This is a genomic window from Mycobacterium spongiae (assembly GCF_018278905.1).
In the GTDB taxonomy this organism is placed as follows: domain Bacteria; phylum Actinomycetota; class Actinomycetes; order Mycobacteriales; family Mycobacteriaceae; genus Mycobacterium; species Mycobacterium spongiae.
The window spans coordinates 2,837,308-2,862,044 of the sequence record NZ_CP046600.1; the positions used below are offsets into that span (position 1 = coordinate 2,837,308).

Below are 24,737 nucleotides of genomic sequence, written 5' to 3' on the forward strand. Positions count from 1 at the left end.
GATCCGCTCCCGCGCCGCAGGTAGCGTGGTGCCCCTAATTACGAAACGGCACGTAGCGTAATTGGGTGCAGTGAAAGGAATGCCCGCAATGCGCAGTCCCTATTCCGGCCTGCCGTTTACGACGTCTACACCCGCGATTGCCGCCGCTCTGCAGGACGTGAGTATCCCGACCTTGCTGCTGTCGCTGGTGCACATCACCGGCGATCCTCGTTTCATCCGCGACTTCAAGCCCATGGGCATCTTCCTCAACGAGGTCCAGGGCTTCATGTCCGACGAAGACAAGGCTCGCGCCCGCGAGGCGGCGCTACCAGTGATTGCCGACTATCGAGACCGCGGCTGCCCTGATCCGAAACCGCTGAGCGGCGAGCTGATCCGAGAAATGTTGGACTGGTTGGCCTGCGAACATGTTCCCGACGACTATCTGCCGTTGATCTCCGAAGAGCTGGACCTCGACGGCGTCGACCCACGGCGACCCGCGGCGCTCGAGGCAGCGAACGGGTTTCCGGTCGTCGTGATCGGCTGCGGCGAATCGGGCATCTTGGCCGGAATCCGGCTCAAACAGGCGAACATCCCGTTCACCATCGTGGAGAAGAACGCGGGGCCCGGCGGAACGTGGTGGGAGAACAGCTATCCCGGCGCCCGGGTGGACGTGGCGAACCACTTCTATTGTTACAGCTTCGAGCCCAATAACGACTGGACCCACTTCTTCGCCGAACAACACGAATTACAAGGCTATTTCACCCAGGTCATGAACAAGCACGAGCTGGCTGACCGGGTGCGATGGAACACCGAGGTGCTCTCGGCCGAGTGGAACGACGACGAGGGTGTCTGGGGCGTCTCGGTACGTTCGGTTGATGGCCAGAGGAGCACGCTGTACGCACGAGCGGTCATCACCGCCGTGGGACAGCTAAATCGGCCTAATATTCCCGAATTCGACGGAATCGACACGTTCGAAGGGCCATCGTTTCACTCGGCAACGTGGGATCACCGCGTTGATCTGACCGGCAAGCGCGTCGCCCTGGTCGGGGCTGGCGCCAGCGGATTTCAGATCGCGCCGGCCATCGCGCCGGACGTCGGGCACCTCACCGTGTTCCAGCGCACCGCCCAATGGATGTTTCCCAACGCGATGTATCACGACCGGGTTGGTGACGGTGTGCGTTGGGCGATGCGGCATCTGCCGTTCTACGGCCGGTGGTATCGCTTCCTGCTGCTCTGGCCAGGTGCCGACAAGGGCCTCGAGGCGGCTCGGAGCGACCCGAGTTATGCCGACCAGGACTATGCCGTCAGTGACCTCAACGCAGCCGCGCGAATGATGTTCACCCAATGGATCAGCAGCCAAGTCGGCGACGGCACCGATCTGTTGGCCAAGGTGATGCCGGACTATCCCGCCACGGGCAAACGCACGCTGCAGGACAATGGCAGCTGGCTGCAGACCCTACAGCGGGACAACGTCGAGTTGGTACGGACACCGATCCAGCGGATCGCGCCGCGCGGCGTCGTCACAGCAGATGGGGCAGCTCACGACGTTGACATCATCATCTACGCCACCGGGTTCCGGCACACGGACGTGTTGTGGCCGTTGACAATCACCGGTCGCAACGGGATCGACCTGCGCGACATGTGGGGAACTCGCCCCTATGCGTACCTGGGCATCACGATCCCGGCATTCCCCAACCTGTTTCTCCTCTACGGGCCTGGAACTCACCTTGCCCACGGCGGGAGCCTGATCTTCCAGTCCGAACTGCAGATGCGCTATATCAACCTGTGTTTGCAGCGGCTGGCACAGCCCGATGCGCTTTCCCTGGAACCCACTTCACGCGCGGCAACCGAATGGCATCAACGCTCGCAAGCCGAAATCAAGAAGATGGTGTGGTCACACCCCGCCGTCGAACACTCCTACTTCAAGAACGCCGACGGGGAGATTCACACCGTCAGCCCGTGGCGTCTCAACGAATACTGGGCCGCGGTCCGCGAGCCCGACTTCTCCCAATTTGTTCTGCGCCAACGAAAGTGAGCCCGCCAGCATGCGCACGGTAGTCATCGACGCGCCCGGCAGTGTCCGGGTCGATACCCAGCCGGATCCCGCTCTTCCCGGGGACGACGCAGTGATCGTCGCGGTCACGGCCGCCGGGATCTGCGGCTCCGATCTGCATTTCTATGAGGGTGAATACCCGTTGGCGCAGCCGGTGGCTCTCGGCCACGAGGCGGTCGGCACCGTCGTCGAAGCCGGGAGACAGGTGCGCACCGTTGGGGTGGGCGATCTGGTCCTGGTGTCGTCGGTCGCCGGCTGCGGCAGCTGCCCGGGGTGTGCAACCCGCGACCCGGTGAGGTGCTTCTCCGGGCCGCGGGTTTTCGGCTCCGGTGCGCTGGGTGGCGCCCAGGCGGACCTGCTCGCCGTGCCGGCCGCCGACTTCCAGGTGCTGAAGATCCCCGACGGCATCACCACCGAGCAGGCGCTGCTTCTCACCGACAACCTGGCCACCGGCTGGGCAGCAGCACAGCGCGCCGACATATCCTTCGGCGACACTGCGGCCGTGATCGGCCTGGGTGCGGTCGGGCTGTGCGCACTGCGTAGCGCGTTTGTCCACGGTGCTGCAACGGTTTTCGGCGTCGACCGGGTTGACGGGCGCTTGCAACGCGCGGCCACCTGGGGTGGTACCCCGGTCGTGCCGCCGGCGGCCGAGGCCATCCTCGCCGCAACGGGCGGGCGCGGGGCCGACGCGGTGATCGACGCCGTCGGCACCGACGCCTCGATGACCGACGCGCTCAACATGGTGCGGCCTGGCGGCACCGTCTCCGTTGTCGGTGTGCATGACCTGCAACCGTTTCCGTTTCCGGCCCTCAGTTGTCTGTTGCGCAGCGTGACGCTGCGCATGACGACCGCCCCCGTGCAACGCACCTGGGCGCAATTGATTCCGCTGCTTCAGGCTGGCCGGCTCGACGTCGACGGCATCTTCACCACCACGCTGCCGTTGGACGAAGCGGCCAGAGGGTATGCCACCGCGGAGTCCCGGTCGGGCGATCAGGTGAAGATCTTGCTCACTCCTTAACCGCGGTGATGTATTGGGAGTGCATGAAACTGTCGATAGCTACGTCGACATCCGGCGGTGTCCTGCCGTAGCTGGTCTGCAACTCCAGTGTGCTGCGGACGGGTTCCACCGCCCATCCGCGCTCGGCCAACCACTGGTCCGGGTTGGTTTTGTCGTCGTAGGTCAGAGCTGAGAAGTCCACGCCACCGGACATATCGACTCCGGGATGGGCCGATTCCAGGGCGGTAAGCCGCTCGTGGTCCAGACGCGACCCCAGAGCACCAACGGCAACTCGACTGGTCGGCGTCGAAAGCCCATCGATGCGCGCGAAGAGCTGATGTTGGGCATCGCCGGTGAGGTAGGGCAGCACGCCCTCGACCGACCATGCGCTGGGCCGCTGCGGATCGAAACCCGCCTTCGTCAGGGGCACCGCCCAGTCCGTGCGCAGATCTGCTGCCACCGCAACCCTGTGGGCTTTCGGCATGGCACCGCGCTCGCCAAGCACCCGAGTCTTGAAATCCAGGACTTTCGGCAGATCGACCTCGTAAACCGTTGTTCCGGCTGGCCATTCAAGACGGTAGGCGCGGGAGTCCAAACCTGCGGCGACGATCACTGCTTGGCGTATGCCAGCCTGGGTCGCGGAGGCGAAGAAGTCGTCGAAGAAGCGGGTCTGCACTCCGTAGAGCCGCGGAAAGGCGGTTTCATCTTCGGAGGTTCCTGGGCCGCCAAGCAGCCCGGTGAGGTAGGGGTCGGCGGACGCGTGGATGAAGTACTCGGCGTATTCGTCCCTGGCCACCGGCTCAGGGTCCGCGGCGTGCAGCGCACGCCAACCCGCAACCAGCAAGGCGGTGTACCCGACGCTGCTGACGATGTCCCAGTGGTCGTCGTCGGACCGCAGCGATCCATAGTCAGGTGGACTCATCGATACCCCTTCCAGGTCCCTTCCAGCCAGCCGCCAACCTACCCGCGGCGACGCGTCAGAGTTGCAGCATGACGGTTACCGGACCGTCATTGATCAGTTCCACCTGCATGTGGGCACCGAACAAACCGGTCTCTACGTGGGCACCGAAGCCTCGCAATGCTTCGGCAAACTCCGCGACCAGGGGCTGGGCCACCGAACCCGGTGCCGCCGCGTTCCACGAGGGACGTCGACCCTTCGCGGTGTCGGCATAGAGGGTGAATTGGCTGATCACCAGGATTGGTGCGTTGACCTCGGCAGCGGATTTCTCATCGGCGAGAATTCGCAAGTTCCACAGCTTGTCGGCGAGACGCCGCGCGGTGTCGCGATCGTCGCCATGGGTCACACCGACGAACGCGAGCAAGCCCTGCCCGTCGGATCGGATCGCGCCGACCACGTTGCCATCGACGGCTACCGACGCTGATGAGACCCGTTGCACCAGAACTCGCATGAGGCTCGATGCTGCCAGGCCGGCCGGGCAAGCTCCTGGGCTGGGTAGGCTCGTTGCGTGTCTGTGCTGGTTGCGTTTTCCGTGACCCCGTTGGGGGTGGGGGAGGGCGTTGGCGAAATCGTCGCCGACGCGATTCGCGTGGTCCGCGATTCCGGGCTACCCAATAAGACGGATTCCATGTTCACCACGATCGAAGGCGATAGCTGGGAAGAAGTGATGGCAGTCGTGCAACGCGCGGTGGAGGCCGTGGCCGCTCGGGCACCCCGCGTCAGCACCGTGATCAAAGCTGACGTGCGTCCCGGCGTTACCGACGCGATGACCCAGAAAGTCGCTGCCGTCGAGCGCTATCTTGTCAAGGCTGAACAGCAGCCTTAAAGGCCCGCGCGGCAGCATCCCCATGGACGGCAAACACCACGCGCTCCAGCGAAGCGGGCTGGTGCCGGCGCACAGCCCCGACCATCAGTCGCGCAGCCTCCTCGATTGGGAAGCCGCCGACGCCGGTACCAAACGCCACCAGCGCCAGCGAGCGGCAACCAAGGTCATCGGCCTTGCGCAAGGCCGAGTCGGTAGCACGCGCGATGATCTCGGGTGAGGTCTCACCACCCAGCTCCATCGTTGCCGCGTGGATCACGTAGCGAGCCGGCATGTTGCCGGCGGTGGTCTCGACAGCCTCCCCAAGCCCAATCGGCGCTTTGGCGCTGGATTCACGCTGCACCTCGGGCCCCCCGGCGCGGGCTATCGCCGCGGCGACTCCGCCAGCATGCCGGAGTTGGGTATTGGCCGCGTTGGCAATCGCGTCGAGCTCGAGCTCGGTCACGTCAGCTTGGAGTACCTCCACCGCGATCACCGACACATTCTCTCGCACGCTCGAATAGACCTCAGGACCGCGTGGCGGCCGTATGCTCGCGCACCAGCGCGTAGATCCGCCAGCGGCCCGGGACTCCCGGGAGTTCGCGCTCACCGCGGTCGGCGAACTTTCGCCGCGATCCGGTGACGATGTCGCGAACCGTCGAGGACACCAGCACCTCGCTGGGTGCAGCCAAGGCCGCCACCCGCGCACCGATGTGCACAGCCATGCCGACGACATCCCGACTCACCGCGCCACGCGCCTCGATCTCGCCAGCGTGAATACCTACGCGCACCGCAATGCCGAGCACACCGACCGCATCGACGATCGAGTCGGCACACTCGATGGCGGCACTGGGGCTGGTGAACGTGGCCATGAAACCGTCACCGGCGGTGTTGACTTCGCGACCGCGAAACCGATCGAGTTCGTGACGCACGACGTTGTCGTGGTTATCCAAAAGATCTCGCCAGTGATCATCGCCAAGGGCGGCCGCGTGCTCGGTGGAGCCAACGATGTCGGTGAACACCATGGTGGCCAGCTCACGCTCGATCATGCCGCCGCGCACCCCGGTGATGAATTCCTCGATCTCGTCGAGCATGGGCCCGGTGTCGCCAACCCAGTACAGGGCATCGCTGCCCGGAAGTTCTACGTATTCGGCCCCGGCGATGTGATCAGCCAGGTAGCGGCCATGCGCGACCGGGATGAATGACGAGCTATCCCGATGCAGGATCAGCGTCGGAGCCACAACGCGTGCCAGCGTGTCGCGCGCGTCCGCCGCTGTGACGACTTTGCTCACCGCGCGGGCCATGGAGGGTGATGCTGCGCGGTTCCCGGCCAGGTCCCACCACGAGCGGAATGCGTCATCGTCGGCAACACTGGGCGCAACGACGCGCAAGACGTCAAAGCCCTGTTCGACCGCATCCGGTTCCAGCGCGACCGTCATAAACGGATCGGCGTTGCTCTCGGGGACTCCCAACGGATAGTCCGGCGCCCAGAAGACCCGTGCCGTGCCGTTGACGATGACCAGACTTCGCACCCGCTCGGGATAGTCGGATGCCAGCACCAACCCGATCGCCGCGTTGTAGACCGGTGCAAGGATCGACGCCCGTGTGCACCCGACCGCATCCATGACCGCGATCGCGTCCTGCGCCCAGATCGCGGGCCCGATCGCGTCGGGCGAGGCAACACGAGACGACAGACCCATCCCACGCAAATCGAATCGGATCACGCGGCTGAAGGACGCCAAGCGCCGATGGAAACGATACATCGACGGTTCGGCGTCAATGGTATCGATCGGGATGGATGCGCCCGGCAGCACGAGCAGGTCGATGGGGCCAACGCCGAGGACCTGATACGCAATGTCCAGGGTGTGATCTGAGTCGCCGCACTTGGCGTAGCGAGTCCGCGGAGCCTGCGCCACAGCCACAGGCTAGTTCAGCCGGGTGCGTAGGCTCATGTCGGTGAGCGCACGCGCGGGCATCGTGGTCACCGGAACCGAGGTTCTCACCGGGCGGATCCAGGACCGCAACGGTCCCTGGATCGCCGATCGTCTCCTGGAGCTGGGCGTCGATCTTGCACACATCACGATCTGCCGTGACCGCCCAGCGGATATCGAGGCTCAGCTGCGTTTCCTCGCGGACCAACGCGTGGACCTGATCGTGACGACCGGCGGCCTGGGGCCCACTGCCGACGATATGACCGTCGAGGTCGTGGCCCGCTTCTTCGGGCGCGAGCTGATCCTGGATGTCGAGCTCGAAGACAGGATCGCGGCCATCCTCAAGTCCCTGATGAGGCGCAACCCGGTTTTTGATCTCGGCAACTTCGATTCGATACGCGCCGCCAACCGCAAGCAGGCGATGATCCCGGCCGGATCACAGGTGATCGATCCCGTGGGCACCGCACCCGGCCTCGTCGTAGCGGGAACGCCAGTGGTGATGGTGCTTCCGGGGCCACCACGCGAGCTTCAGCCGATGTGGCACAAAGCCATTCAGACGTCCGCGGCCCAAGAGGCGATCGCAGGCCGAACGACATACCGGCAAGAAACCATCCGGATGTTCGGGTTACCCGAGTCCGGATTGGCCGAGACGCTACGCGCCGCAGAGCAAGCCATCCCAGGATTCGACGCGCTCGAGATCACCACGTGCCTGCGCCGCGGCGAAATCGAGATGGTCACCCGCTACGAGCCGGACGCCGCCGAGGTGTACACCCAGCTGACCCGGCAGCTCCGTGACCGCCACGGCCGGCAGGTCTTCTCCGAAGACGGTTCACGCGTGGATGACCTGGTGGCACAGTTGCTCGGCGGCCGTCGCATAGCGACCGCGGAATCCTGCACCGCGGGGATGTTGGCGGCGCGGCTCACCGATCGGCCCGGTTCATCGGACTACATGGCCGGCGGTGTCGTGGCCTATTCCAACGAGGCGAAGGCACACTTGCTCGGCGTTGATGAGGCACTGATCGAAACGCACGGGGCGGTGTCCGAGCCCGTCGCGGACGCGATGGCGGCCGGAGCTCTGCGGCGCTTCGATGCCGACACGGCGGTCGCGATCACCGGGATCGCCGGTCCGGGCGGGGGAACGGCGGACAAGCCGGTGGGAACGGTGTGCTTCACGGTGCTGCTCTCCGGTAACGCGCCTGCCAGCCAGAGCCTGCGGCTTCCCGGCAACCGCTCTGACATTCGGGAACGCTCCACGACCGTGGCGATGCATCTGCTGCGGCGCGCCCTCAGCGACAGCCCGGCCTAGATCAGGTCGAATTGCCGCTCAGGAAAGCGGTTTCGGCTGTTCCAAACCGGATACCAGTGGCGTCCTTGCCAATCAGGGACAGGATGGTGATCAAGACCAGCACTGGCACGATCGTTGCCGCCAACGCGAAAGGATAGCCGTGAGATTCGGCCAAGCGTTCCTGAATCGGCAAATTGAACGCCGCCAGCAGGTTACCGAGCTGGTAAGTCACGCCCGGGTACAAGCCGCGTATCGCATCCGGCGACATCTCGGTCAGATGCGCTGGGACGACACCCCACGCGCCCTGAACACACACTTGCATCAAGAACGAACCCAGGCACAACATCGCCGCGGTGCGCGAGTAAGCGAAGATCGGCACCAGCGGCAGGCCCAACAGCGCACAGAGCACGATGGTGTGACGTCGGCCGACCCGCTGCGAGAGCGTGCCGAAGGAGAGCCCCCCAATGATGGCTCCGACGTTGTAAGCCACCACGATCCACCGTGCCGTCACGCTGGACAGGCCAGCGCCCTGATTCGTGGTCGCGGTCAGGAACGTCGGATACACATCCTGCGTGCCATGGCTCATCCAGTTGAAGAGGGTCATCAGCAACACCAGGTAGAAAAACCGGCGGACGATCGCACCGTCGCGCAGCACATCGCGGACTCTGGTCTTGGTGAGCCGCATTCGGTCCTGTACGGCTTCCCATACCTCCGATTCCTCCACCCGATATCGGACAATCAGGCTGATAAACGCCGGGACGATGCTCAGGCCGAATAGCCAGCGCCACGACAACCCCAGCCAATTCATCACCACCAGTGATGCCAAGCTGGCCAACAGATAACCGAACGCGTAGCCCTCCTGGAGCAATCCGGAGAAGAAGCCGCGCCGGTTCGGCGGAATCTTCTCCATTGCCAGTGCTGCGCCCAGCCCCCATTCACCGCCCATGCCGATGCCGTAGAGCAGTCTCAAGACCACCAGCACGGTGAAGTTGGGCGCGAACGCACACAGGAATCCGACGACCGAATAGAACATGACGTCGACCATCAACGGTACCCGCCGGCCGACCCGATCGGCCCACATTCCGAACAGCAACGCACCGACTGGGCGCATCGCCAGGGTGGCCGTCGTAACGAAGGCGACTTCGGTCTTGCTGCGCCCGAAAGTCATTGCGATGTCGGAATAGACCAGCACCACGAGGAAGTAGTCGAACGCATCCATCGTCCAGCCCAGGAAGGCCGCGATCACTGCGTTGCGCTGGTCACCCGTCAACCGCTCTGTTTGCACGTGTGCATCGTGGCGCACCAGTCCCAGAACCGCGAACTCGGGGGCAGGCGCGCGAGTACATTTGGCGAACATGCACATCATCGATGCCGATGGGCATGTCGCCGAGAACCCATCACTGGTGATCGAAGCACTCGAACGTTGGCCGGACCTTGTTCGGCGCAGCTCCGACGGGCGGCCCGGGCTCACGATAGAAGGCCGCCGCTATCCCGAGGACCAGGGACCTGGAGCGGGGTGTCCGCCCGAGCATGGGATTTCGGCGGCACCCGGCATCAACTGCCGTTCGGCAGCAGGAGTGATGCGCGACGCCGACCGCGATCACATCGACACCATGGTCTTGTATCCCAGCCTGGGGTTGTGCGTACCCAGCTTGCAGGAACCCGAGTTGGCCGCCGGATTCGCGCGACTGTACAACCAGTGGATCGCGGACTATTGCTCGCAGAGCAACGGCCGGTTGCGCGGCGTCGGTGTGACCCCCGTGGAACACGGGGAGGTGGCCATCGACATCATGGCCGAAGCCAAGAATCTAAGTCTGGTCGCGACCTTGGTTCCTCCGGCGCTCACGACGCGCAACCTCGACCATCCCGACCTGGATCCGTTCTATGCCGCCGCCGTGGAGCTTGGGATGCCACTGGGCATCCATGGTGCGCCAGGCATCCATCTGCCGCAGATTGGCGTGGACCGGTTCACCAACTACATCCAGGTGCACTGCATCAGCTTCCCGTTCGACCAGATGACCGCGATGACGGCGCTCGTGTCCGGCGGCGTCTTCGAACGGCATCCACAGTTGCAGGTCGCGTTCCTCGAGGCAGGCGTGGGCTGGGTCCCGTTCTTCATCGATCGCCTCCACGAGCACTATGAAAAGCGGGGCGATTGGATCGAATGCGGATGGCGGCGCGATCCTCACGACTACCTTCGGGCCGGAAACATCTGGGTGACGTGTGAACCCGAGGAGCCCATCCTTCCCGGAGTGATCGATGTGCTTGGCGACGACTTCATCATGTTCGCCAGCGACTACCCGCACTGGGACGGCGAGTGGCCGCAAAGCACCAAGCATCTGCGCACCCGCACTGACATCTCCGACGAAACACGCGAAAAAATTGGCGGGTCGAATGCGCAGCGCTTCTACAGCCTGAACTGAAAGGCGCATGGCAGGATTCGACCAATGGGGCCTTTTCTCGTGCGCGCAGCCTTGACCGGGTTCGCCTTGTGGGTGGTCACGCTTCTCGTTCCCGGCCTGCGCTTTGTCGGCGGCGCCACCACGTTGGCGAAGATCGCCATCATCTTCGTCGTCGCAGTGATTTTCGGCCTGGTGAACGCGTTCATAAAACCCATCGTGCAGATCCTGTCGATCCCGCTCTACATTGTGACGCTGGGCTTGTTCCATGTGGTCATCAACGCATTCATGCTGTGGATTACCGCGCAGATCACCAAGAACACCACCCACTGGGGATTGCAGATCGACCACTTCTGGTGGACTGCGATCTGGGCCGCGATCGTGCTGTCGATCGTGAGCTGGATCCTGTCGCTCTTGACCCGAGACTTCCGCCGGGTTACCCGCGCCTAGCGGAGCTGAACCGGCCCGCCGCCTGGTCCGGGTGGCAAGTGCCGAACCAACGAATTTGGCACCACACCCTTTATTGTCTGGACCTCTTGCACTTATGCTTAGCACCACTGCTCACCAACACCGTCACAGACAGGACCTTTCTTCACCCATCACGACGACACGCCCCTGCCTTCCGCTCGCCAGGAAGGCTTTCCCTAACCGCCCGCCAACCCCCCCAACCGCCAACGACGACGGGACATTGCCAAAGATGAACACAGTCGCGGTCAGATCCTTTCCCGGTCCTTCGAACGCGCGGCTGAGTTCGCAACCCAATGACACCCATAGCGGTCTACGGGCGGTCACGGAATGCACCGGCTCGGCAGTGGTCGTTCACGTCGGCGGCGATATTGACGCCAGCAACGAAGCCGCATGGCAGCGCTTGGTGAATAGGAGCGCCGCCATCGCCATCGCGCCCGGCCCATTCGTCATCGACATTCGTGACCTGGAGTTTATGGGGTCTTGCGCCTACGCGGTATTGGCTCAAGAGTCGGTGCGCTGTCGTCGTCGCGGGGTAAGCCTGCGGCTGGTCACCAGCCAGCCGATCGTGGCCCGCACCATCGCCGCGTGCGGATTGCGCCGCCTGGTGCCGATGTACCCAACGGTCGAGACAGCGCTGGCACCGCCGGCCTGAGGGCTGTCCAGCCGGCGCTATTGCGGGGCACCGACCAGCTGCGCCACCTCCCACGCGCAACCCCACGACAGGGTGACGCCATTGCTGCTGTGGCCATAGTTGTGGATGCACCGCCCTGAACCGAGCCGTTCTTCCGTCAGCCGCACCGATGGACGGTCCGGGCGCAGCCCGGTGATCGTCTCGATGACCTCTGCCTGGCCGAGGAGCGGCTCGATCTGGCGGCAGCGTTGCATGATCCGCTCAGACACCTCGGGGTCTGGGGTGGTGTCCCAACGGTCGGCGATACTGATGCCGCCGCACACCACGCGCTGCGGATGCGGAAAGTAGCAGACCCACTCCGAGGAGCTGCGGAGTTCGAGGAATATCTGCTGTAGGCCGGGATTCGTGAGGACCACATGCTGACCAAACAGCGGGCGCAGGGTGGTGTCGCCGGCCAACTCTCGGGCTCCCAGACCGGCACAGTTGACCACGATCGGTGCGACGTCGACCGCCTCGGTCAGCGACCGCACGGAACGAATCTCGATCTCGCAGCCGGCGGCAGCGAGGCGCTGTGTCAGATAGTCGAGGTATTGCGGCATATCGATCATCGGCATGGTGGCGCGAGACCCGGTTGCAAAGCCCGCGGGCAGGTCAGCGGGGTCGGCCGGTCGCAATTCCGGGATTAGCTGGACCTGGGGCGGCAGGTTGTCGGCAGCGGTTGGGTCACCGACAGTGATCGCCGGCGCCATCCGGACCCCCGTGGCGGGGTCCTTGGCAAGTTCGCGGAACTCCCGCAACGAGCGCTTCATCCAGGCGAGCGTGCGGGCAACCGGCTCGGTGAACACCGGCCCCCAGACGGCTCCCGCGACGACTGAGGTCGTCTCGTGCGGTGGCGCGGCAGCCCATACCCGAACCGGCCACCCTGCTTCGGCCAGGCACAGGGCGGACGTCAATCCGCTCACGCCGGCACCGATCACAACGATGTGTTGCATGCTGTTGGCCACAGCAGGCACGGTAGCCCGAAATCCGGCCTTCGTCAGGGCTGGGGTAGTTGCTGACCGTTCGCACCCAGCAGCCCGTTGAGGATGCCGAGGTTGATATGCAGCTGGGCGCCCGCGATTGGTCCCGGAACCTCAGCCGGGGCTCCGTCGCCATCCGTCAGCTGCCACGGCTGACACCCATCGGTCTTGAAAGCTTTGTCGGTCGGCTCGATCCGCACGACTTGGGGCTTCTTGGTCATGGCGTTGTCGAGGAGAGCGCCGTCGGGGTTGCCCATGCGCTTCCAGTAGCAGGTGTGGCCTTCGGCCGGCCCCGCGGAGCTGTATGTACCTGGAACGATGTCGGTCCCCACGGCATAGGTGCCGTCCTGGTCGATGGTGGTCTTGGGCTCGGGCGGCGGCTCTGGATCCGCACTGGCAGTACCTGACGATGCTGCCCAACCCGTCAGAATCAGGCTCGCGGCGACCAGTCTCGCCGCGATAGGTGCTGACATCGTCGCCATACGACAGCAGCGTACCGGCGCGATCAACCGATTTCGATATGTCCATACCCGAATCAGGGCGCGCAGTACGCACAGTGCCCTGCGAGCTGTCGTTACTCGCAGGGCACTGTGGCAGGTTGTCGCGGTCAGATCCGGCCGGGCCGACTACACCGCAGCGGGTTTTCGATCAGGACAAATCGAAACGGTCGAGGTTCATCACCTTGTTCCACGCGGCGACGAAGTCCTCCGCGAACTTCTGCTTCGCGTCATCAGCGCCGTAGACCTCGGCGAGAGCACGCAACTCCGAGTTCGACCCGAAGACCAGGTCGACGCGGCTGCCGGTCCACTTCACCGCGCCCGTAGCGTCTTTGCCCTCGTAGGTCCCGTCGTCCGCGGCCGACGGCTCCCAGGTGATCCCCATGTCGAGCAAGTTCACGAAGAAGTCGTTGGTCAGCGAGGGTGACGCTCCGGATGCCCCGGTGAAGACACCCAACGATGACCCCTTGTAGTTCGCACCCAAGGCGCGCAAGCCACCGACCAGCACCGTCATCTCCGGAGCACTCAGTGTTAGCAGGTTTGCCTTGTCGAGCAGCATGAACTCGGCTGGCAACGGGTTGCCCTTTCCGACGTAGTTGCGGAATCCGTCTGCCTTGGGCTCGAGGACGGCGAACGACTCGACATCGGTCTGTTCCTGCGCCGCATCCGTGCGTCCCGGAGAGAACGGCACCGTGATGTCGTGGCCGGCAGCCTTCGCCGCCTGTTCGACGGCGGCACAACCCCCGAGAACCACGAGATCGGCGAACGACACCTTGGTGTTCCCCGATGCCGAGGAGTTGAAGGACTCTTGGATCCCCTCCAGCGTGCGCACCACCTGGGCCAGCTCGTCGGGCTCGTTGACTTCCCACCCGGCTTGCGGTTGCAGTCGGATGCGACCGCCGTTGGCTCCGCCTCGTTTGTCGCTGCCGCGGAACGACGACGCCGCCGCCCAGGCCGCGGAAACCAGCTGCGAGACAGTCAAACCCGACGCCAGGATCTGGCTCTTGAGCGCTGCGATATCAGCTGCAGCGATCAGGTCGTGGGAGACCGCGGGGACCGGGTCCTGCCACAGCAGGGTCTCGGCGGGGACCAGCGGCCCGAGGTAGCGGGATTTGGGACCCATATCGCGGTGGATCAGCTTGTACCAGGCCTTGGCGAACTCCTCGGCCAATTCCTGCGGGTGATCCAACCAGCGGCGAGTTATCCGCTCGTAGATAGGGTCCATCCGCATCGAGAGGTCGGTGGTCAGCATCGAAGGATGGGTCTTGCCGGTGCCGAAGGCTTCCGGCACTGAATTCGCCCAGCCATCGTCCTTCGGCTTCCACTGATGGGCGCCCGCAGGGCTCTTGGTGAGCTCCCATTCGTTGCTGTAGAGAATCTCCAGGAAGCTGTTGTCCCACTTGGTCGGCGTGTGCGTCCACACGACCTCGAGGCCGCTGGTAATTGCGTCCTTGCCCACGCCGGTGCCAAACGAGCTCTTCCAGCCCAGACCCATCTGCTCCAATGGAGCGGCCTCGGGCTCGGGGCCGACCAGATCGGCGTCGCCGGCGCCATGGGTCTTACCGAACGTGTGACCGCCGACGATCAGTGCCGCGGTTTCGACATCGTTCATCGCCATGCGGGCGAATGTCTCGCGGATGTCCACGGCCGCGGCAATCGGGTCCGGGTTGGCGTTGGGGCCCTCCGGGTTGACGTAGATCAGCCCCATCTGCACTGCGGCCAGCGGGTTTTCGAGATCACGCTTGCCGCTGTAGCGCTCGTCGCCGAGCCAGGTGGTCTCCTTGCCCCAGTAGACCTCGTCGGGCTCCCACTCGTCGACCCGGCCGAACCCGAAACCGAATGTCTTCAAGCCCATCGATTCCAGCGCATAGTCACCGGCGAAGACGATCAAATCGGCCCACGACAGCTTCTTGCCGTACTTTTTCTTGATCGGCCACAGCAGCCGACGAGCCTTGTCCAGACTGGCGTTGTCGGGCCAGCTGTTGAGCGGCGCGAACCGCTGCATACCTGCGCCCGCACCACCGCGGCCGTCATTGATCCGGTAGGTGCCGGCGGCGTGCCATGCCATCCGGATGAACAGGGGCCCATAGTGGCCGTAGTCCGCTGGCCACCAGGGCTGCGAGGTTGTCATGACTTCCTCGACATCGCGCTTCAAGGCGTCGACGTCGAGGGTCTTGACCTCGGCGGCGTAGTCATACGCTGCACCCATCGGGTCGGCGACCGCGGGGTTCTGATGCAGCATCTTCAGGTTGAGCTGGTTCGGCCACCAGTCCCGGTTCCCGCCCCCCTCGACGGGATACTTCATGACCGGGCAACCGCTTGGCGCGGCTTCGGTGTTGGCTTCAGCGGTGGGGGATTGTTCTTCGGGCACGGCATTCCTTCCAGGAGTGGGTGAATCGGGCTGTGATCACGGGTGTGATCAGGTATCTGTTGTCGAGCAATCGGGGCACCGGCCCCAATAGATGACCTCCGCTTCGTCGAGCAGGAAACCGTTGTTGTCTGCGGCGGTCAGACAGGGTGCCTCGCCGACCGCGCAGTCGACGTCCGCGATCACCCCGCACGACCTGCAGACGATGTGATGGTGGTTGTCACCAACCCGGGACTCGTAGCGAGCAACCGACCCCGAAGGCTGGATCTTTCGCACCAGGCCGGCAGCGGTCAGCGCATGCAGGACGTCGTAGACGGCCTGCCGGGACACATCGTCCAGGATGTCGCGAACGGCCCCGAAAATCGTCTCTGTGTCGGCATGCGGATGCGCGTCCACTGCCTCGAGAACCGCCATGCGCGGACGGGTCACGCGGAGTTCCACCGTACGCAGCTGCTCGGCGTAGTCCGGCATCTCCGGCATCTCCGGAATCGAGGACACACCTACAATATGCCTCGCTTTTCTGGAATCAGTCAAGACTTTGTGCCGACACGCCGTGATACGCCGCATTGCGGCTACGCCGAGGCGCGGTTCAGGACGCACCTGCAGGCAAATTCTGCCACGGGCTGCCGCACCTGAGCACGAAGGGCCTAAATCGTCCTGTTCTCAAGGGATTTCTCCACTTCTGTGCCGCCGCGTGCACATCGGCGGCAGGGCCGGGCCGTCGTGGCTGCGTCAGCCTTTGAGGGTGGCGATCAGCTGGGCTTGTGCATTAGCGGCCTGCACGATCGCGTTGGCTGCCCGCGCCCCGGCCAATCCCGCGAGCGGCGGCGCGCTCGGAAGGTGATACAGGGTGAACCGGTAGTGGTGCGTACCCGTGCCCGCCGGCGGACAGGGTCCGGCGTATCCGAGCTGGCCGCTCGAATTCGGCAAGCTAATTCCTCCGTCGGGAGTCTCGCCCTCGGCGGTGCTACCCGCGCCGGGGGCGATCCCGATCACGATCCAGTGGATGTACGGTCCGCGAGGAGCGTCTGGATCGTCGACAACCAAGGCGGCGCCCAACGGCGCCGACCATGTCAGCGGAGGCGCGATATTGGCCCCTTTGCAGGTGTACTGCACGGGCATCGGTGCACCGTCGGCGAACGCGGGACTGCTGATTTCTAAGGGCCCGCCGGCGGGAGCGGCCTGATAAGCACCAGCAGTCAGCGTCAACGCCACCGGCGACGTTCGAACCGCCGCGTTGCCGCCGTGGCCGGCCACCGCCAGCACCAGGGCCGGCGCGGCAATGGCCATGGTGATTCGCTGAAGTGTGCTTGCCATAGTGAATTCCATAGCGAGACGGTCGCGCCGGTTGTTCGGTAAAATGCCATTATATAGACAAAACAGCGACTCATCGGCCGGACGCACGGTCATGGCGTCGGGCTCCGCTTTGCACTCAGCCGGGTTTGCTGGATGACCCAACCCTGCCTACTCTCGGCTCAACGGTCAAGGCACCAGCACGACCTTGCCAACGTTCTCCCGCGCCGCGAGGATGCGGTGCGCCTCCGGCGCCTGCGCGAAGGGCACCGCCGCGTGAACGATCGGCGTGATCGTCTTGTCGTGCAGCGCCTCTTCCAACGGTGTGATCCATGACTCGAGCGTGCCGCGATCGTCCCACAGCCGCAGCATGTTCAAGCCGATCACCGCTTTGGACTCCTGGAGCTGGTCAAGCAGGTTGAACCCCCGCAGCATCGACGCCGCGTGCGGAGCCGCGCGACGCAGCGATCGCTTCTCACCGTGCTGCATATTCGAAATTCCGTAGCCGACAAGCCTTCCGCCGGGCCGTAGCAGATCGTAGGACCGCCGCAACGATGTGCCGCCGAGCGCGTCCAGCACGATGTCGTAGGGACCCAGGCCCTTCCACCAGCCGTCGCGGCGGTAGTCGATCGCACGGTCGACCCCGAACTCGGCAAGCTTCTCGTGTTTTGCCTGCGACGCCGTACCGTGCACTTCCGCCCCGGCTGCCTTGGCGAACTGAACGGCCGCGATGCCCACGCCGCCCGCTGCTGCGTGCACCAGCACCCGCTCGCCCGCTCGCAGGGACCCGTAGCCGTGCAGCGCGGCCCAGGCGGTTGCATAGTTCACCGGGACCGCCGCGCCCTGTTCGAAGCTCAGCGCGTCGGGGAGCACTACCGCGTCAGTCGCTGTCACGTTGACGACTTCGGCGTACCCACCGAAACGCGTGCCGGCCAGGACTCGTTGGCCGACACGGGTCGAATCCACGCCTTCGCCCACGGCCTCAACAACCCCGGCAACCTCGTAACCAACCACGGCTGGCAGTTTCGGCGCATCGGGGTACAAGCCAACACGGGCAAGGTGATCAGCGAAGTTCACACCCGCGGCAGCGACGGCGACCCGCAGCTGGCCGGGGCCGGGCGGCGGGGGGTCGGGCCGCTGCTGCAGTTGCAGGACCGATGGGTCGCCGTGCTTGGTGATGACGACTGTCCGCATAGTTTCCTCCTCGTAAGGACTGGTGAGCACTCGTGAGCTACTCGGGCACTCGTTGACCTGCCTGCGGGCGGTACCTTGCGATTGTGCACTTCGACTGGGAACGGCTGACCGACAGTGTGCATCGGTGCCGGCTGCCGTTCTGCGACGTCACGGTCGGGCTGGTGAGCGGCCGTGGCGGAGCGCTGCTGATCGACGCCGGGACCACCCTCGTCGAAGCGGCCGCGATCGGCGACGATGTCCACCGGATCGCGGGTTGCCGGGTGACGCATGTGGTATTGACGCACAAGCACTTCGACCACGTCCTGGGTGCCTCCGCGTTTGCCGACGCGGTCGTGCTGTGCACACCCGAAGTCGTCGACTACCTGTCGTCGGCCACCGACCAGATTCGCGATCAGGCCCTGAGCTACGGCGCCGACGCCGACCAGATAGACCGTGCCATCGACGCCCTGAAACCGCCCGCGCAGGGGATCTCGCACACCGCGCTCCATCTCGGCGATCGCACCGTAACGGTCCTGCACCCGGGCCGCGGTCACACCACCGCAGACCTCATCGTCGTCGCGCCAGCCGCCGGTGACGGAGATGACCCAGTCGTGGTCTTCACTGGCGACCTCGTGGAGGAATCCGCCGACCCGAGCATCGACGCCGATTCCGATGTGGCAGCGTGGCCCGCCACGCTTGATCGGGTGCTTGCCATCGGCGGACCCGACGCCGTCTACGTACCCGGCCACGGCAACGTCGTCGACGCGGAGTTCGTCCGCCGCCAACGCGATTGGTTGCTCGCGAGCGCGGACCACCGACCCGCTAGCAAGCCCAGGAGCAAGCTAGGTTGTCGTTGACATGCACGCGGCGACGAACGCGTCCGGGTCCGTCACGCTAAGCCGCAAGTGGCGCACCGTCAACGACTTCTTCCACATCGTGGCTTGCGCGGGTGGATCGATCGTCAGGTCCACTAGCCCCTTACGCGATCCGTTGACCAACCAGTGGCCGAATCCAAAGTGTACGCCGGCCGCGTAGACCCGGGCGTTGGTCGCCTCGGCCTTGGTGATCGACGTCAAGGGGATGTCGGCGGCAAAAGCCCATCCCATTTTGACGTGCAGGTGACCAGACTCGAAGCGCAGATCGCTGTTGTTGGGACCGAGTCCGAGCGGCACCGCCAGGGGAAGAAACCAACGGTCATAGCGGATTCCTGGTGCCATGCCGGCTACCTTACCCAGTGTGCGGTCGCACCATTGGCCATGGCCGGCCCCGCGATGGCCCCGAGATGGCCCCAGCCCCGACGGGAAAGGCCCGCGCCGGCTGCCCATGCGGTAGCCGCCGGGCCCGGGGATAGACTCTGTTCGTCAAGCGAATCGGGGCTGCAGAGGAGCGTGAAGCCGATGGCCATCGCCGAAACGGACACTGAGGTCCACACACCGTTCGAGCACGACGTCCACAAGGACGCCTCCGCCACCCAGCGATACTTTGACAGCGCACGCTTCTCCGGGATTACCCGGCTCTACACCGCGCGCCAAGTGGTGGCCCAGCGCGGCACCATCCCCAACGACTACACCGTTGCGCGAGAGGCCGCGGCCGCGTTCTACGACCGCCTCCGCGAGCTCTTCGCTGCACGCAAAAGCATCACCACGTTTGGGCCCTACTCGCCCGGTCAGGCCGTGAGCATGAAGAGGATGGGCATCGAGGCGATCTACCTCGGTGGTTGGGCAACCTCAGCCAAGGGCTCCACCACTGAAGATCCCGGACCCGACCTCGCCAGCTACCCGCTGAGCCAGGTGCCCGACGACGCCGCTGTCTTGGTACGCGCCCTGCTCACCGCCGACCGCAATCAGGAATACCTGCGACTGCACATGAGCGAGTCGCAGCGTGCCGCAGCCCCGGCTTATGACTTCCGGCCCTTCATCATCGCCGACGCCGACACCGGCCACGGCGGTGATCCGCACGTACGCAACCTGATTCGCCGCTTCGTTGAGGTCGGCGTGCCCGGATACCACATCGAGGACCAGCGCCCTGGCACGAAGAAGTGCGGCCACCAGGGCGGCAAGGTCCTGGTGCCGTCCGACGAACAGATCAAACGCCTGAACGCCGCCCGCTTCCAACTCGACGTCATGCGGGTTCCCGGGATCATCGTGGCCCGCACCGACGCCGAGGCCGCCAACCTCCTGGACAGCCGCGCCGACGAGCGCGACCAGCCGTTCCTGCTTGGCGCCACCAAACTCGACATTCCCTCCTACAAGTCGTGCTTCTTGGCCATGGTGCGGCGCTTCCACGAGCTGGGCGTCAAGGAACTCAATGGCCATCTTCTCTACGCCCTCAGCGACGGCGAGTACGCGGCGGCCAGCGCTTGGCTTGAGCGCCAAGGCATCATGGGCCTCGTCGCCGACGCTGTCACTGCCTGGCGGGAGAACGGGCAACAATCGATCGATGACCTCTTCGACCAGGTCGAGTCACGGTTCGTTGCCGCCTGGGAGGACGACGCCGGGCTGATGACCTACGGCGAGGCGGTGGCCGAAGTGCTCGCCTTCAACGAGAGCGAGGGCCAACCGATCGACATGAGCCCGCAGGAGTGGCGGCAGTTCGCCGGGCGCACGTCGCTGTTCGCCGCCCGGGCAAAGGCGAAGGAGCTGGGCGTCGACCCCGGATGGGACTGTGAGCTGGCCAAGACGCCGGAAGGCTACTACCAGATTCGCGGCGGAATACCGTACGCCATCGCCAAGTCGCTGGCTGCGGCACCCTTCGCCGACATCCTCTGGATGGAAACCAAGACCGCGGACCTCGCCGATGCCCGGCAGTTCGCCGAGGCGATACACGCCGAATTTCCGGACCAAATGCTGGCCTACAACCTTTCGCCGTCGTTCAACTGGGACACCACCGGCATGACCGACGAGGAGATGAAGCGCTTCCCCGAGGAGCTCGCCCAGATGGGTTTCGTCTTCAACTTCATCACCTACGGTGGACATCAGATCGACGGGGTCGCCGCCGAGGAATTCGCCACCGCGCTGCGGCAGGACGGCATGCTGGCGCTGGCTCGGCTACAACGCAAGATGCGGCTGGTCGAGTCGCCGTATCGCACTCCGCAGACCCTGGTCGGCGGGCCACGCAGCGACGCGGCGTTGCAGGCCTCCTCGGGTCGCACAGCGACGACCAAGGCGATGGGCAAGGGCTCCACGCAGCACCAGCATCTGGTGCAGACCGAAGTGCCGAAGAAGCTGTTGGAGGAGTGGCTCGCGCTGTGGAGCGACCACTACCAGCTCGGCGAAAAGCTCCATGTGCAGCTGCGGCCACGCCGCCCCGGTTCGGATGTGCTCGAGCTTGGGATCTATGGCGATGGCGACGAGCAACTGGCCAACGTCGTCGTCGATCCCATCAAGGATCGGCACGGCCGCAGCATCCTCCAAGTCCGCGATCAGAACACCTTCGCCGAGAAGCTGCGGCAGAAGCGGCTGATGACCCTCATCCATCTCTGGTTGGTACATCGATTCAAGGCCCAAGCGGTCTACTACGTCACCCCGACCGAGGACAACCAGTATCAGACGTCCAAGATGAAGTCCCACGGCATTTTCAGCGAGGTCTATCAAGAGGTGGGCGAGATCATCGTCGCCGAGGTGAACCACCCGCGCATCGCCGAACTGCTGACACCGGACCGCGTCGCCCTGCGGAAGTTGATCACCAAGGAAGCGTAGAAGTTTCCTTCGCTGTGTGGCGGCCGCTACCGCGTGGTGCTCTGGAAGAAGAAGCCGGACAGGTTCTTGCCGATGTTGGCGATGCCCGAGACCACATTGGCCGCGCTAAACGGCAGCATGCCGGTGTTCGCTATGCCGGAAACGCCGCTGCCCAAGTTCAGGAAACCGGAGGATAGGCCGCCGAAGTTCTGATAGCCGGAGCCGCCTAGCAGGCCCGCGGGATTCGTGTTGGACCATCCCGATAGACCCGAGCCATTGTTGCCGAACCCCGAATTGCCGCCCCCGCCGGTGTTGAAGAAGCCTGACGAGGGCGCGGCGCTGGAGTTGAAGTAGCCAGGCCCCCCCGGGACACCGAATCCGCCGATGGTTGTGGTGGGCAGGTGAATGCTGGGGATGCTGAGCGGGGGCGTCGTGAAGGCGGCCAGGGCGACCGGCGGGATGGTGAATTCCGGCGTGGTGAATTCCGGGGTGTTGATCTGCGGGAGAGTAAATCCTTCGACGGCGATCGGGTCGATTCTCAGCGGTGCAGTGGTGATCTCCGGGAGCCCGATCTGCGGAAGGGTGAAGCCACCCAGGCTAATCGGATCGATGGTCAACGGTGGCGTCGTGATCTCCGGCGTGGCGACCTGCAGAAGGGTGAAGCCACCCAGCCCAATCGGATCAATCGCGAACGGCGGCGTCGCAATCTCCGGAGTCGAGACCTGCGGAAGAGTAAAGCCACCCAGGCCAATCGGATCAATAGTCAACGGCGGCGTGGTGATCGCCGGGGTAAGGATTCCGGGAAGGATGAAGCTATCGACGGCGATCGGCGCGATGTTCAGGCCCGGAATGGTGAAGTTGGGGAGGGTGAACCCCGGCACCGTGATCGGGGTGGTCAAGGTATAGGGCCGAATTGAGATGGTGGCTAGGGTGAACGGATCAATGTTGACACCAATTATCGTAAAGTCAGCTGTAGTATCAAGAGGATTAGAAATATCAAAACCTTGAAGAGCAAGAACATTGGTGGTCCACGATAAGGATATTCGACCGAGTGATACACCGCCAACATCTATAGTGGGCGCGGTTATGGGTTGTGACCAACCGATACCGGGCAAGGTAAACCCTCCCGTGGTAATACCGTCGACGAATATCGGTGGAGTTTGCATCCCGGGTAAGCTAAAGCTACCAACAAAAGTACCAGCGGATATCACGGCAGGGGGAATGCTTATCGACGGAATAGTCAACGCCAGATCAAACCCACCCACCGTGATATTTGCCGGCGTCGTCGCCGCCGGAATCGTCAGCGAGGGCAACGTCAACGCCGGCAGATCAAATCCACCCACCGTGATATTTGCCGGCGTCGTCGCCGCCGGAATCGTCAGCGAGGGCAACGTCAACGCCGGCAGATCAAAAGCGCCGACCGTGATGTTCGCCGGCGTGGCCGCAGGCGGGATCGTCAGCGAGGGCAACGTCAACGCCGGCAGATCAAAAGCGCCGACAGTCACGTTGGGGGGTGTCGACGCGGCGGGAATCGTCAGCGAGGGCAGAGTTATTGCAGGCAAACTGAGCGCCGGAACAGATACGCCGGGTATGTCGAGGGGTGGAAGGGTCAGATCGGGCGAGGTAATCGCGAACTGGAGGCTGCCCTGGCCCTCGCCTCGGAAGAGGATGCCATTGTTCATGTCGCCGGTGTTGTACAGGCCGTTGTTCATGTCGCCGATGTTGAAGGCCCCGGTGTTGATGCTGCCGGTGTTGATCCAGCCAGTATTTGCGTCGCCGGTGTTGAAGGCACCCGTATTGGATGGGCCCGGGTTGAAATCGCCCATGTTGTAACTGCCGGTGTTGAAGCTGCCGGTATTCGCATTTCCGACGTTGAATATCCCGGTGTTGAACGATCCAACGTTAAAGATGCCGGTGCTTGCTTGTCCAGCATTAAAAAGTCCGGTGCTGTGGTCGCCCGAGTTTCCGATGCCAAAGTTTCCGGTGCCGGAGTTGAAGAACCCCACATTTCCGACGCCGGAGTTGAACAACCCGAAGTTACCACCCCCGGAGTTCAATCCGCCGATGCCTATTTGGTTGTTGCCGGTGAGCCCGAAGCCAATATTGTTGTTACCGGTGTTCGCAAATCCGACGTTGCCAATGCCCGCATTGGCGAGCCCGGTATTGAGATTGCCGAGATTTCCCATTCCGACGTTGTTGTTGCCAGCGTTTCCGATGCCGATGTTGTTGCTGCCCAGGTTTGCGGAGCCGAGATTGAAACTCCCTAGATTCCCGGAGCCAATATTGTTGCCACCCAGGTTGGCGCTGCCCAGGTTTCCGGAACCGCTATTTGAGTTACCGACGTTGCCGCCGCCGGCGTTGGCCAAACCGACGTTGAGAGTGGTCGCCCGGCCCGGAAGCGCCGGGCCGCCGACGGCGGTCGTGATCGTGGTGGCCGCCGCCGCAAGGCCCGCCGGATTAGGTAGCGGCAGGCCAAAGGGCGGTAGCGCCATGGCGGCCGCGGACGCGCCGCGGTGGTATCCGGCCATCGCCGACACATCCGCCGCCCACATCTGCTCATAGGCGGCTTCTACAGCAGCGATCGCCGGCGCGTTCTGACCAAACAGGTTCGACATCACCAGCGCCACTAGGCGAGAACGGTTGGCCGCGACGAACACCGGCTGCACCATCGCCGACGTGACCGCCTCAAACTCGGCCACTAGCACCCCGGCTTGAGCGGCTGTCTGCTGGGCCTGAGCCGCCGCGGCGGCAAGCCACGCCACATACGGGGCCACGGCGGTCGCCATCGCCACCGACGACGGTCCCTGCCACGAGCCGCTAACCAGCTCCGACGTAGCTGAGCCGAAACAGATTGCAGCCGAGTCTAATTCATCGGCCAGATCGCTCCAGGCCGCCTCGGCGGCCAGCATCGGACCGGCTCCGGCGCCTGCGAATATCAGATCCGAGTTTATTTCCGGTGGCAACACTGAAAAACCCATTGCCCCAACCTTTCTCGAATAGCCACACCGCAGACGGCTCACAGATCGGTTGTTGCCGAGAGGGTCGTACAAGAAAAGTACGCATTGGTCGTCGACATCGGCGCGATATGGTTGAATCTCGCCGCTATTCAAAGATATTGTAAATCGCCTTTACACCAAGCGTTTTCGAGCTATTCTATGCCGGCAACGTCAAGTTTGTTTGCAGTAATGTCGGCCCAACATTGGTCGA

The 24,737-nt window shown here is 64.2% G+C and carries 22 protein-coding genes; 9 read left to right on the forward strand and 13 right to left on the reverse strand.

Features of this window, described 5'->3' with window-relative positions; all coding sequences use genetic code 11:
- Window positions 1–88: 88 nt before the first annotated feature.
- Window positions 89–2,014, forward strand: a complete 1,926-nt coding sequence (locus F6B93_RS11565; RefSeq protein ID WP_211695201.1) for a flavin-containing monooxygenase — start codon at window positions 89–91, stop codon at window positions 2,012–2,014.
- A 10-nt stretch (window positions 2,015–2,024) separates the two neighbouring features.
- The gene (locus tag F6B93_RS11570; protein ID WP_211695203.1) at window positions 2,025–3,050 is read left to right on the forward strand and encodes a zinc-binding dehydrogenase; all 1,026 of its coding nucleotides are present in this window, start codon (window positions 2,025–2,027) and stop codon (window positions 3,048–3,050) included.
- Here the strand turns inward: F6B93_RS11570 and F6B93_RS11575 are convergent.
- Window positions 3,040–3,951, reverse strand: coding sequence for a class I SAM-dependent methyltransferase (locus F6B93_RS11575; RefSeq protein WP_211695205.1), 912 nt, complete (start codon window positions 3,949–3,951; stop codon window positions 3,040–3,042). The genes F6B93_RS11570 and F6B93_RS11575 overlap by 11 nt on opposite strands.
- A 55-nt stretch (window positions 3,952–4,006) precedes the next feature.
- Entirely contained in the window at window positions 4,007–4,438 is a 432-nt protein-coding gene (gene dtd / locus F6B93_RS11580; protein WP_211695213.1) for a D-aminoacyl-tRNA deacylase, read from the reverse strand.
- 57 nt (window positions 4,439–4,495) lie between these two features.
- Between dtd and F6B93_RS11585 the strand changes: the two genes are divergently transcribed.
- Window positions 4,496–4,813 carry an MTH1187 family thiamine-binding protein gene (locus tag F6B93_RS11585; RefSeq protein ID WP_211695215.1) on the forward strand — a complete coding sequence of 106 codons (318 nt, stop codon included), beginning with the start codon at window positions 4,496–4,498 and terminating at the stop codon, window positions 4,811–4,813.
- On the opposite strand, the gene F6B93_RS11590 is transcribed toward F6B93_RS11585, so the two are convergent.
- Window positions 4,791–5,285, reverse strand: a complete 495-nt coding sequence (locus tag F6B93_RS11590; RefSeq protein WP_211699425.1) for a macro domain-containing protein — start codon at window positions 5,283–5,285, stop codon at window positions 4,791–4,793. The two genes, F6B93_RS11585 and F6B93_RS11590, sit on opposite strands and share 23 nt — an antisense overlap.
- A gap of 31 nt (window positions 5,286–5,316) precedes the next feature.
- Window positions 5,317–6,705, reverse strand: a complete 1,389-nt coding sequence (locus tag F6B93_RS11595; RefSeq protein WP_211695217.1) for an adenylate/guanylate cyclase domain-containing protein — start codon at window positions 6,703–6,705, stop codon at window positions 5,317–5,319.
- A gap of 40 nt (window positions 6,706–6,745) precedes the next feature.
- Between F6B93_RS11595 and F6B93_RS11600 the strand changes: the two genes are divergently transcribed.
- Complete coding sequence (locus F6B93_RS11600) at window positions 6,746–8,026, forward strand: competence/damage-inducible protein A (RefSeq protein WP_485020622.1); 1,281 nt, start codon at window positions 6,746–6,748, stop codon at window positions 8,024–8,026.
- 1 nt (window position 8,027) lies between these two features.
- Here F6B93_RS11600 and F6B93_RS11605 read toward each other — a convergent pair whose 3' ends face one another.
- The gene (locus F6B93_RS11605) at window positions 8,028–9,290 is read right to left on the reverse strand and encodes an MFS transporter (RefSeq protein WP_211695222.1); all 1,263 of its coding nucleotides are present in this window, start codon (window positions 9,288–9,290) and stop codon (window positions 8,028–8,030) included.
- 70 nt (window positions 9,291–9,360) lie between these two features.
- Here F6B93_RS11605 and F6B93_RS11610 point away from each other — a divergent pair, with 70 nt between their 5' ends.
- The 3 genes from F6B93_RS11610 (at window position 9,361) to F6B93_RS11620 (ending at window position 11,524) form a co-directional block, all read left to right on the forward strand.
- Window positions 9,361–10,428: an amidohydrolase family protein gene (locus F6B93_RS11610; RefSeq protein WP_211695224.1), complete on the forward strand. Its 1,068-nt coding sequence runs from the start codon at window positions 9,361–9,363 to the stop codon at window positions 10,426–10,428.
- Between the two features lie 24 nt (window positions 10,429–10,452).
- Window positions 10,453–10,854: a phage holin family protein gene (locus tag F6B93_RS11615; protein WP_211695226.1), complete on the forward strand. Its 402-nt coding sequence runs from the start codon at window positions 10,453–10,455 to the stop codon at window positions 10,852–10,854.
- Between the two features lie 247 nt (window positions 10,855–11,101).
- A complete protein-coding gene (locus tag F6B93_RS11620) occupies window positions 11,102–11,524 on the forward strand; it encodes an anti-sigma factor antagonist (RefSeq protein ID WP_211695228.1) in 423 nt (140 codons plus the stop codon).
- Window positions 11,525–11,541: 17 nt separating this feature from the next.
- Here the strand turns inward: F6B93_RS11620 and F6B93_RS11625 are convergent, their stop codons facing one another.
- The 6 genes from F6B93_RS11625 to F6B93_RS11650 form a co-directional block, all read right to left on the reverse strand.
- Complete coding sequence (locus F6B93_RS11625) at window positions 11,542–12,507, reverse strand: FAD-dependent oxidoreductase (protein ID WP_211695230.1); 966 nt, start codon at window positions 12,505–12,507, stop codon at window positions 11,542–11,544.
- A 32-nt stretch (window positions 12,508–12,539) separates the two neighbouring features.
- A complete protein-coding gene (locus F6B93_RS11630; RefSeq protein ID WP_211695239.1) occupies window positions 12,540–13,004 on the reverse strand; it encodes an Rv1352/Rv1906c domain-containing protein in 465 nt (154 codons plus the stop codon).
- 166 nt (window positions 13,005–13,170) lie between these two features.
- On the reverse strand, window positions 13,171–15,324 hold the full coding sequence (gene katG, locus F6B93_RS11635; RefSeq protein WP_211699426.1) for a catalase/peroxidase HPI: 2,154 nt from the start codon (window positions 15,322–15,324) through the stop codon (window positions 13,171–13,173).
- A gap of 114 nt (window positions 15,325–15,438) precedes the next feature.
- Entirely contained in the window at window positions 15,439–15,867 is a 429-nt protein-coding gene (locus F6B93_RS11640; RefSeq protein ID WP_211699427.1) for a Fur family transcriptional regulator, read from the reverse strand.
- A gap of 252 nt (window positions 15,868–16,119) precedes the next feature.
- Window positions 16,120–16,704 carry a YbhB/YbcL family Raf kinase inhibitor-like protein gene (locus tag F6B93_RS11645; protein ID WP_425518444.1) on the reverse strand — a complete coding sequence of 195 codons (585 nt, stop codon included), beginning with the start codon at window positions 16,702–16,704 and terminating at the stop codon, window positions 16,120–16,122.
- Window positions 16,705–16,869: 165 nt separating this feature from the next.
- Entirely contained in the window at window positions 16,870–17,874 is a 1,005-nt protein-coding gene (locus F6B93_RS11650; RefSeq protein WP_211695242.1) for a zinc-binding dehydrogenase, read from the reverse strand.
- An 83-nt stretch (window positions 17,875–17,957) separates the two neighbouring features.
- Between F6B93_RS11650 and F6B93_RS11655 the strand changes: the two genes are divergently transcribed.
- Window positions 17,958–18,710 carry an MBL fold metallo-hydrolase gene (locus tag F6B93_RS11655; protein WP_211695243.1) on the forward strand — a complete coding sequence of 251 codons (753 nt, stop codon included), beginning with the start codon at window positions 17,958–17,960 and terminating at the stop codon, window positions 18,708–18,710.
- On the opposite strand, the gene F6B93_RS11660 is transcribed toward F6B93_RS11655, so the two are convergent.
- Entirely contained in the window at window positions 18,696–19,070 is a 375-nt protein-coding gene (locus tag F6B93_RS11660) for a hypothetical protein (RefSeq protein ID WP_211695244.1), read from the reverse strand. The two genes, F6B93_RS11655 and F6B93_RS11660, sit on opposite strands and share 15 nt — an antisense overlap.
- A gap of 180 nt (window positions 19,071–19,250) precedes the next feature.
- On the opposite strand from F6B93_RS11660, the gene aceA reads away from it, so the two are divergent.
- The gene (gene aceA, locus F6B93_RS11665; protein WP_211695245.1) at window positions 19,251–21,551 is read left to right on the forward strand and encodes an isocitrate lyase ICL2; all 2,301 of its coding nucleotides are present in this window, start codon (window positions 19,251–19,253) and stop codon (window positions 21,549–21,551) included.
- A gap of 26 nt (window positions 21,552–21,577) precedes the next feature.
- Here the strand turns inward: aceA and F6B93_RS11670 are convergent, their stop codons facing one another.
- Window positions 21,578–24,508, reverse strand: coding sequence for a PPE family protein (locus tag F6B93_RS11670; RefSeq protein ID WP_211695246.1), 2,931 nt, complete (start codon window positions 24,506–24,508; stop codon window positions 21,578–21,580).
- Between the last annotated feature and the right edge of the window lie 229 nt (window positions 24,509–24,737).

What these genes read in the sequence shown, in the direction of transcription:
- F6B93_RS11565 (WP_211695201.1), top strand. Translation starts at nt 89, where the DNA reads ATGCGCAGTCCCTATTCCGGCCTGCCGTTTACGACGTCTACACCCGCG.
- F6B93_RS11570 (WP_211695203.1), top strand. Translation starts at nt 2,025, where the DNA reads ATGCGCACGGTAGTCATCGACGCGCCCGGCAGTGTCCGGGTCGATACC.
- F6B93_RS11575 (WP_211695205.1), bottom strand. Translation starts at nt 3,951, where the DNA reads ATGAGTCCACCTGACTATGGATCGCTGCGGTCCGACGACGACCACTGG.
- dtd (WP_211695213.1), bottom strand. Translation starts at nt 4,438, where the DNA reads ATGCGAGTTCTGGTGCAACGGGTCTCATCAGCGTCGGTAGCCGTCGAT.
- F6B93_RS11610 (WP_211695224.1), top strand. Translation starts at nt 9,361, where the DNA reads ATGCACATCATCGATGCCGATGGGCATGTCGCCGAGAACCCATCACTG.
- F6B93_RS11615 (WP_211695226.1), top strand. Translation starts at nt 10,453, where the DNA reads ATGGGGCCTTTTCTCGTGCGCGCAGCCTTGACCGGGTTCGCCTTGTGG.
- F6B93_RS11620 (WP_211695228.1), top strand. Translation starts at nt 11,102, where the DNA reads ATGAACACAGTCGCGGTCAGATCCTTTCCCGGTCCTTCGAACGCGCGG.
- F6B93_RS11630 (WP_211695239.1), bottom strand. Translation starts at nt 13,004, where the DNA reads ATGGCGACGATGTCAGCACCTATCGCGGCGAGACTGGTCGCCGCGAGC.
- katG (WP_211699426.1), bottom strand. Translation starts at nt 15,324, where the DNA reads ATGAAGTATCCCGTCGAGGGGGGCGGGAACCGGGACTGGTGGCCGAAC.
- F6B93_RS11640 (WP_211699427.1), bottom strand. Translation starts at nt 15,867, where the DNA reads ATGCCGGAGATGCCGGACTACGCCGAGCAGCTGCGTACGGTGGAACTC.
- F6B93_RS11645 (WP_425518444.1), bottom strand. Translation starts at nt 16,704, where the DNA reads ATGGCAAGCACACTTCAGCGAATCACCATGGCCATTGCCGCGCCGGCC.
- F6B93_RS11650 (WP_211695242.1), bottom strand. Translation starts at nt 17,874, where the DNA reads ATGCGGACAGTCGTCATCACCAAGCACGGCGACCCATCGGTCCTGCAA.
- F6B93_RS11660 (WP_211695244.1), bottom strand. Translation starts at nt 19,070, where the DNA reads ATGGCACCAGGAATCCGCTATGACCGTTGGTTTCTTCCCCTGGCGGTG.
- aceA (WP_211695245.1), top strand. Translation starts at nt 19,251, where the DNA reads ATGGCCATCGCCGAAACGGACACTGAGGTCCACACACCGTTCGAGCAC.
- F6B93_RS11670 (WP_211695246.1), bottom strand. Translation starts at nt 24,508, where the DNA reads ATGGGTTTTTCAGTGTTGCCACCGGAAATAAACTCGGATCTGATATTC.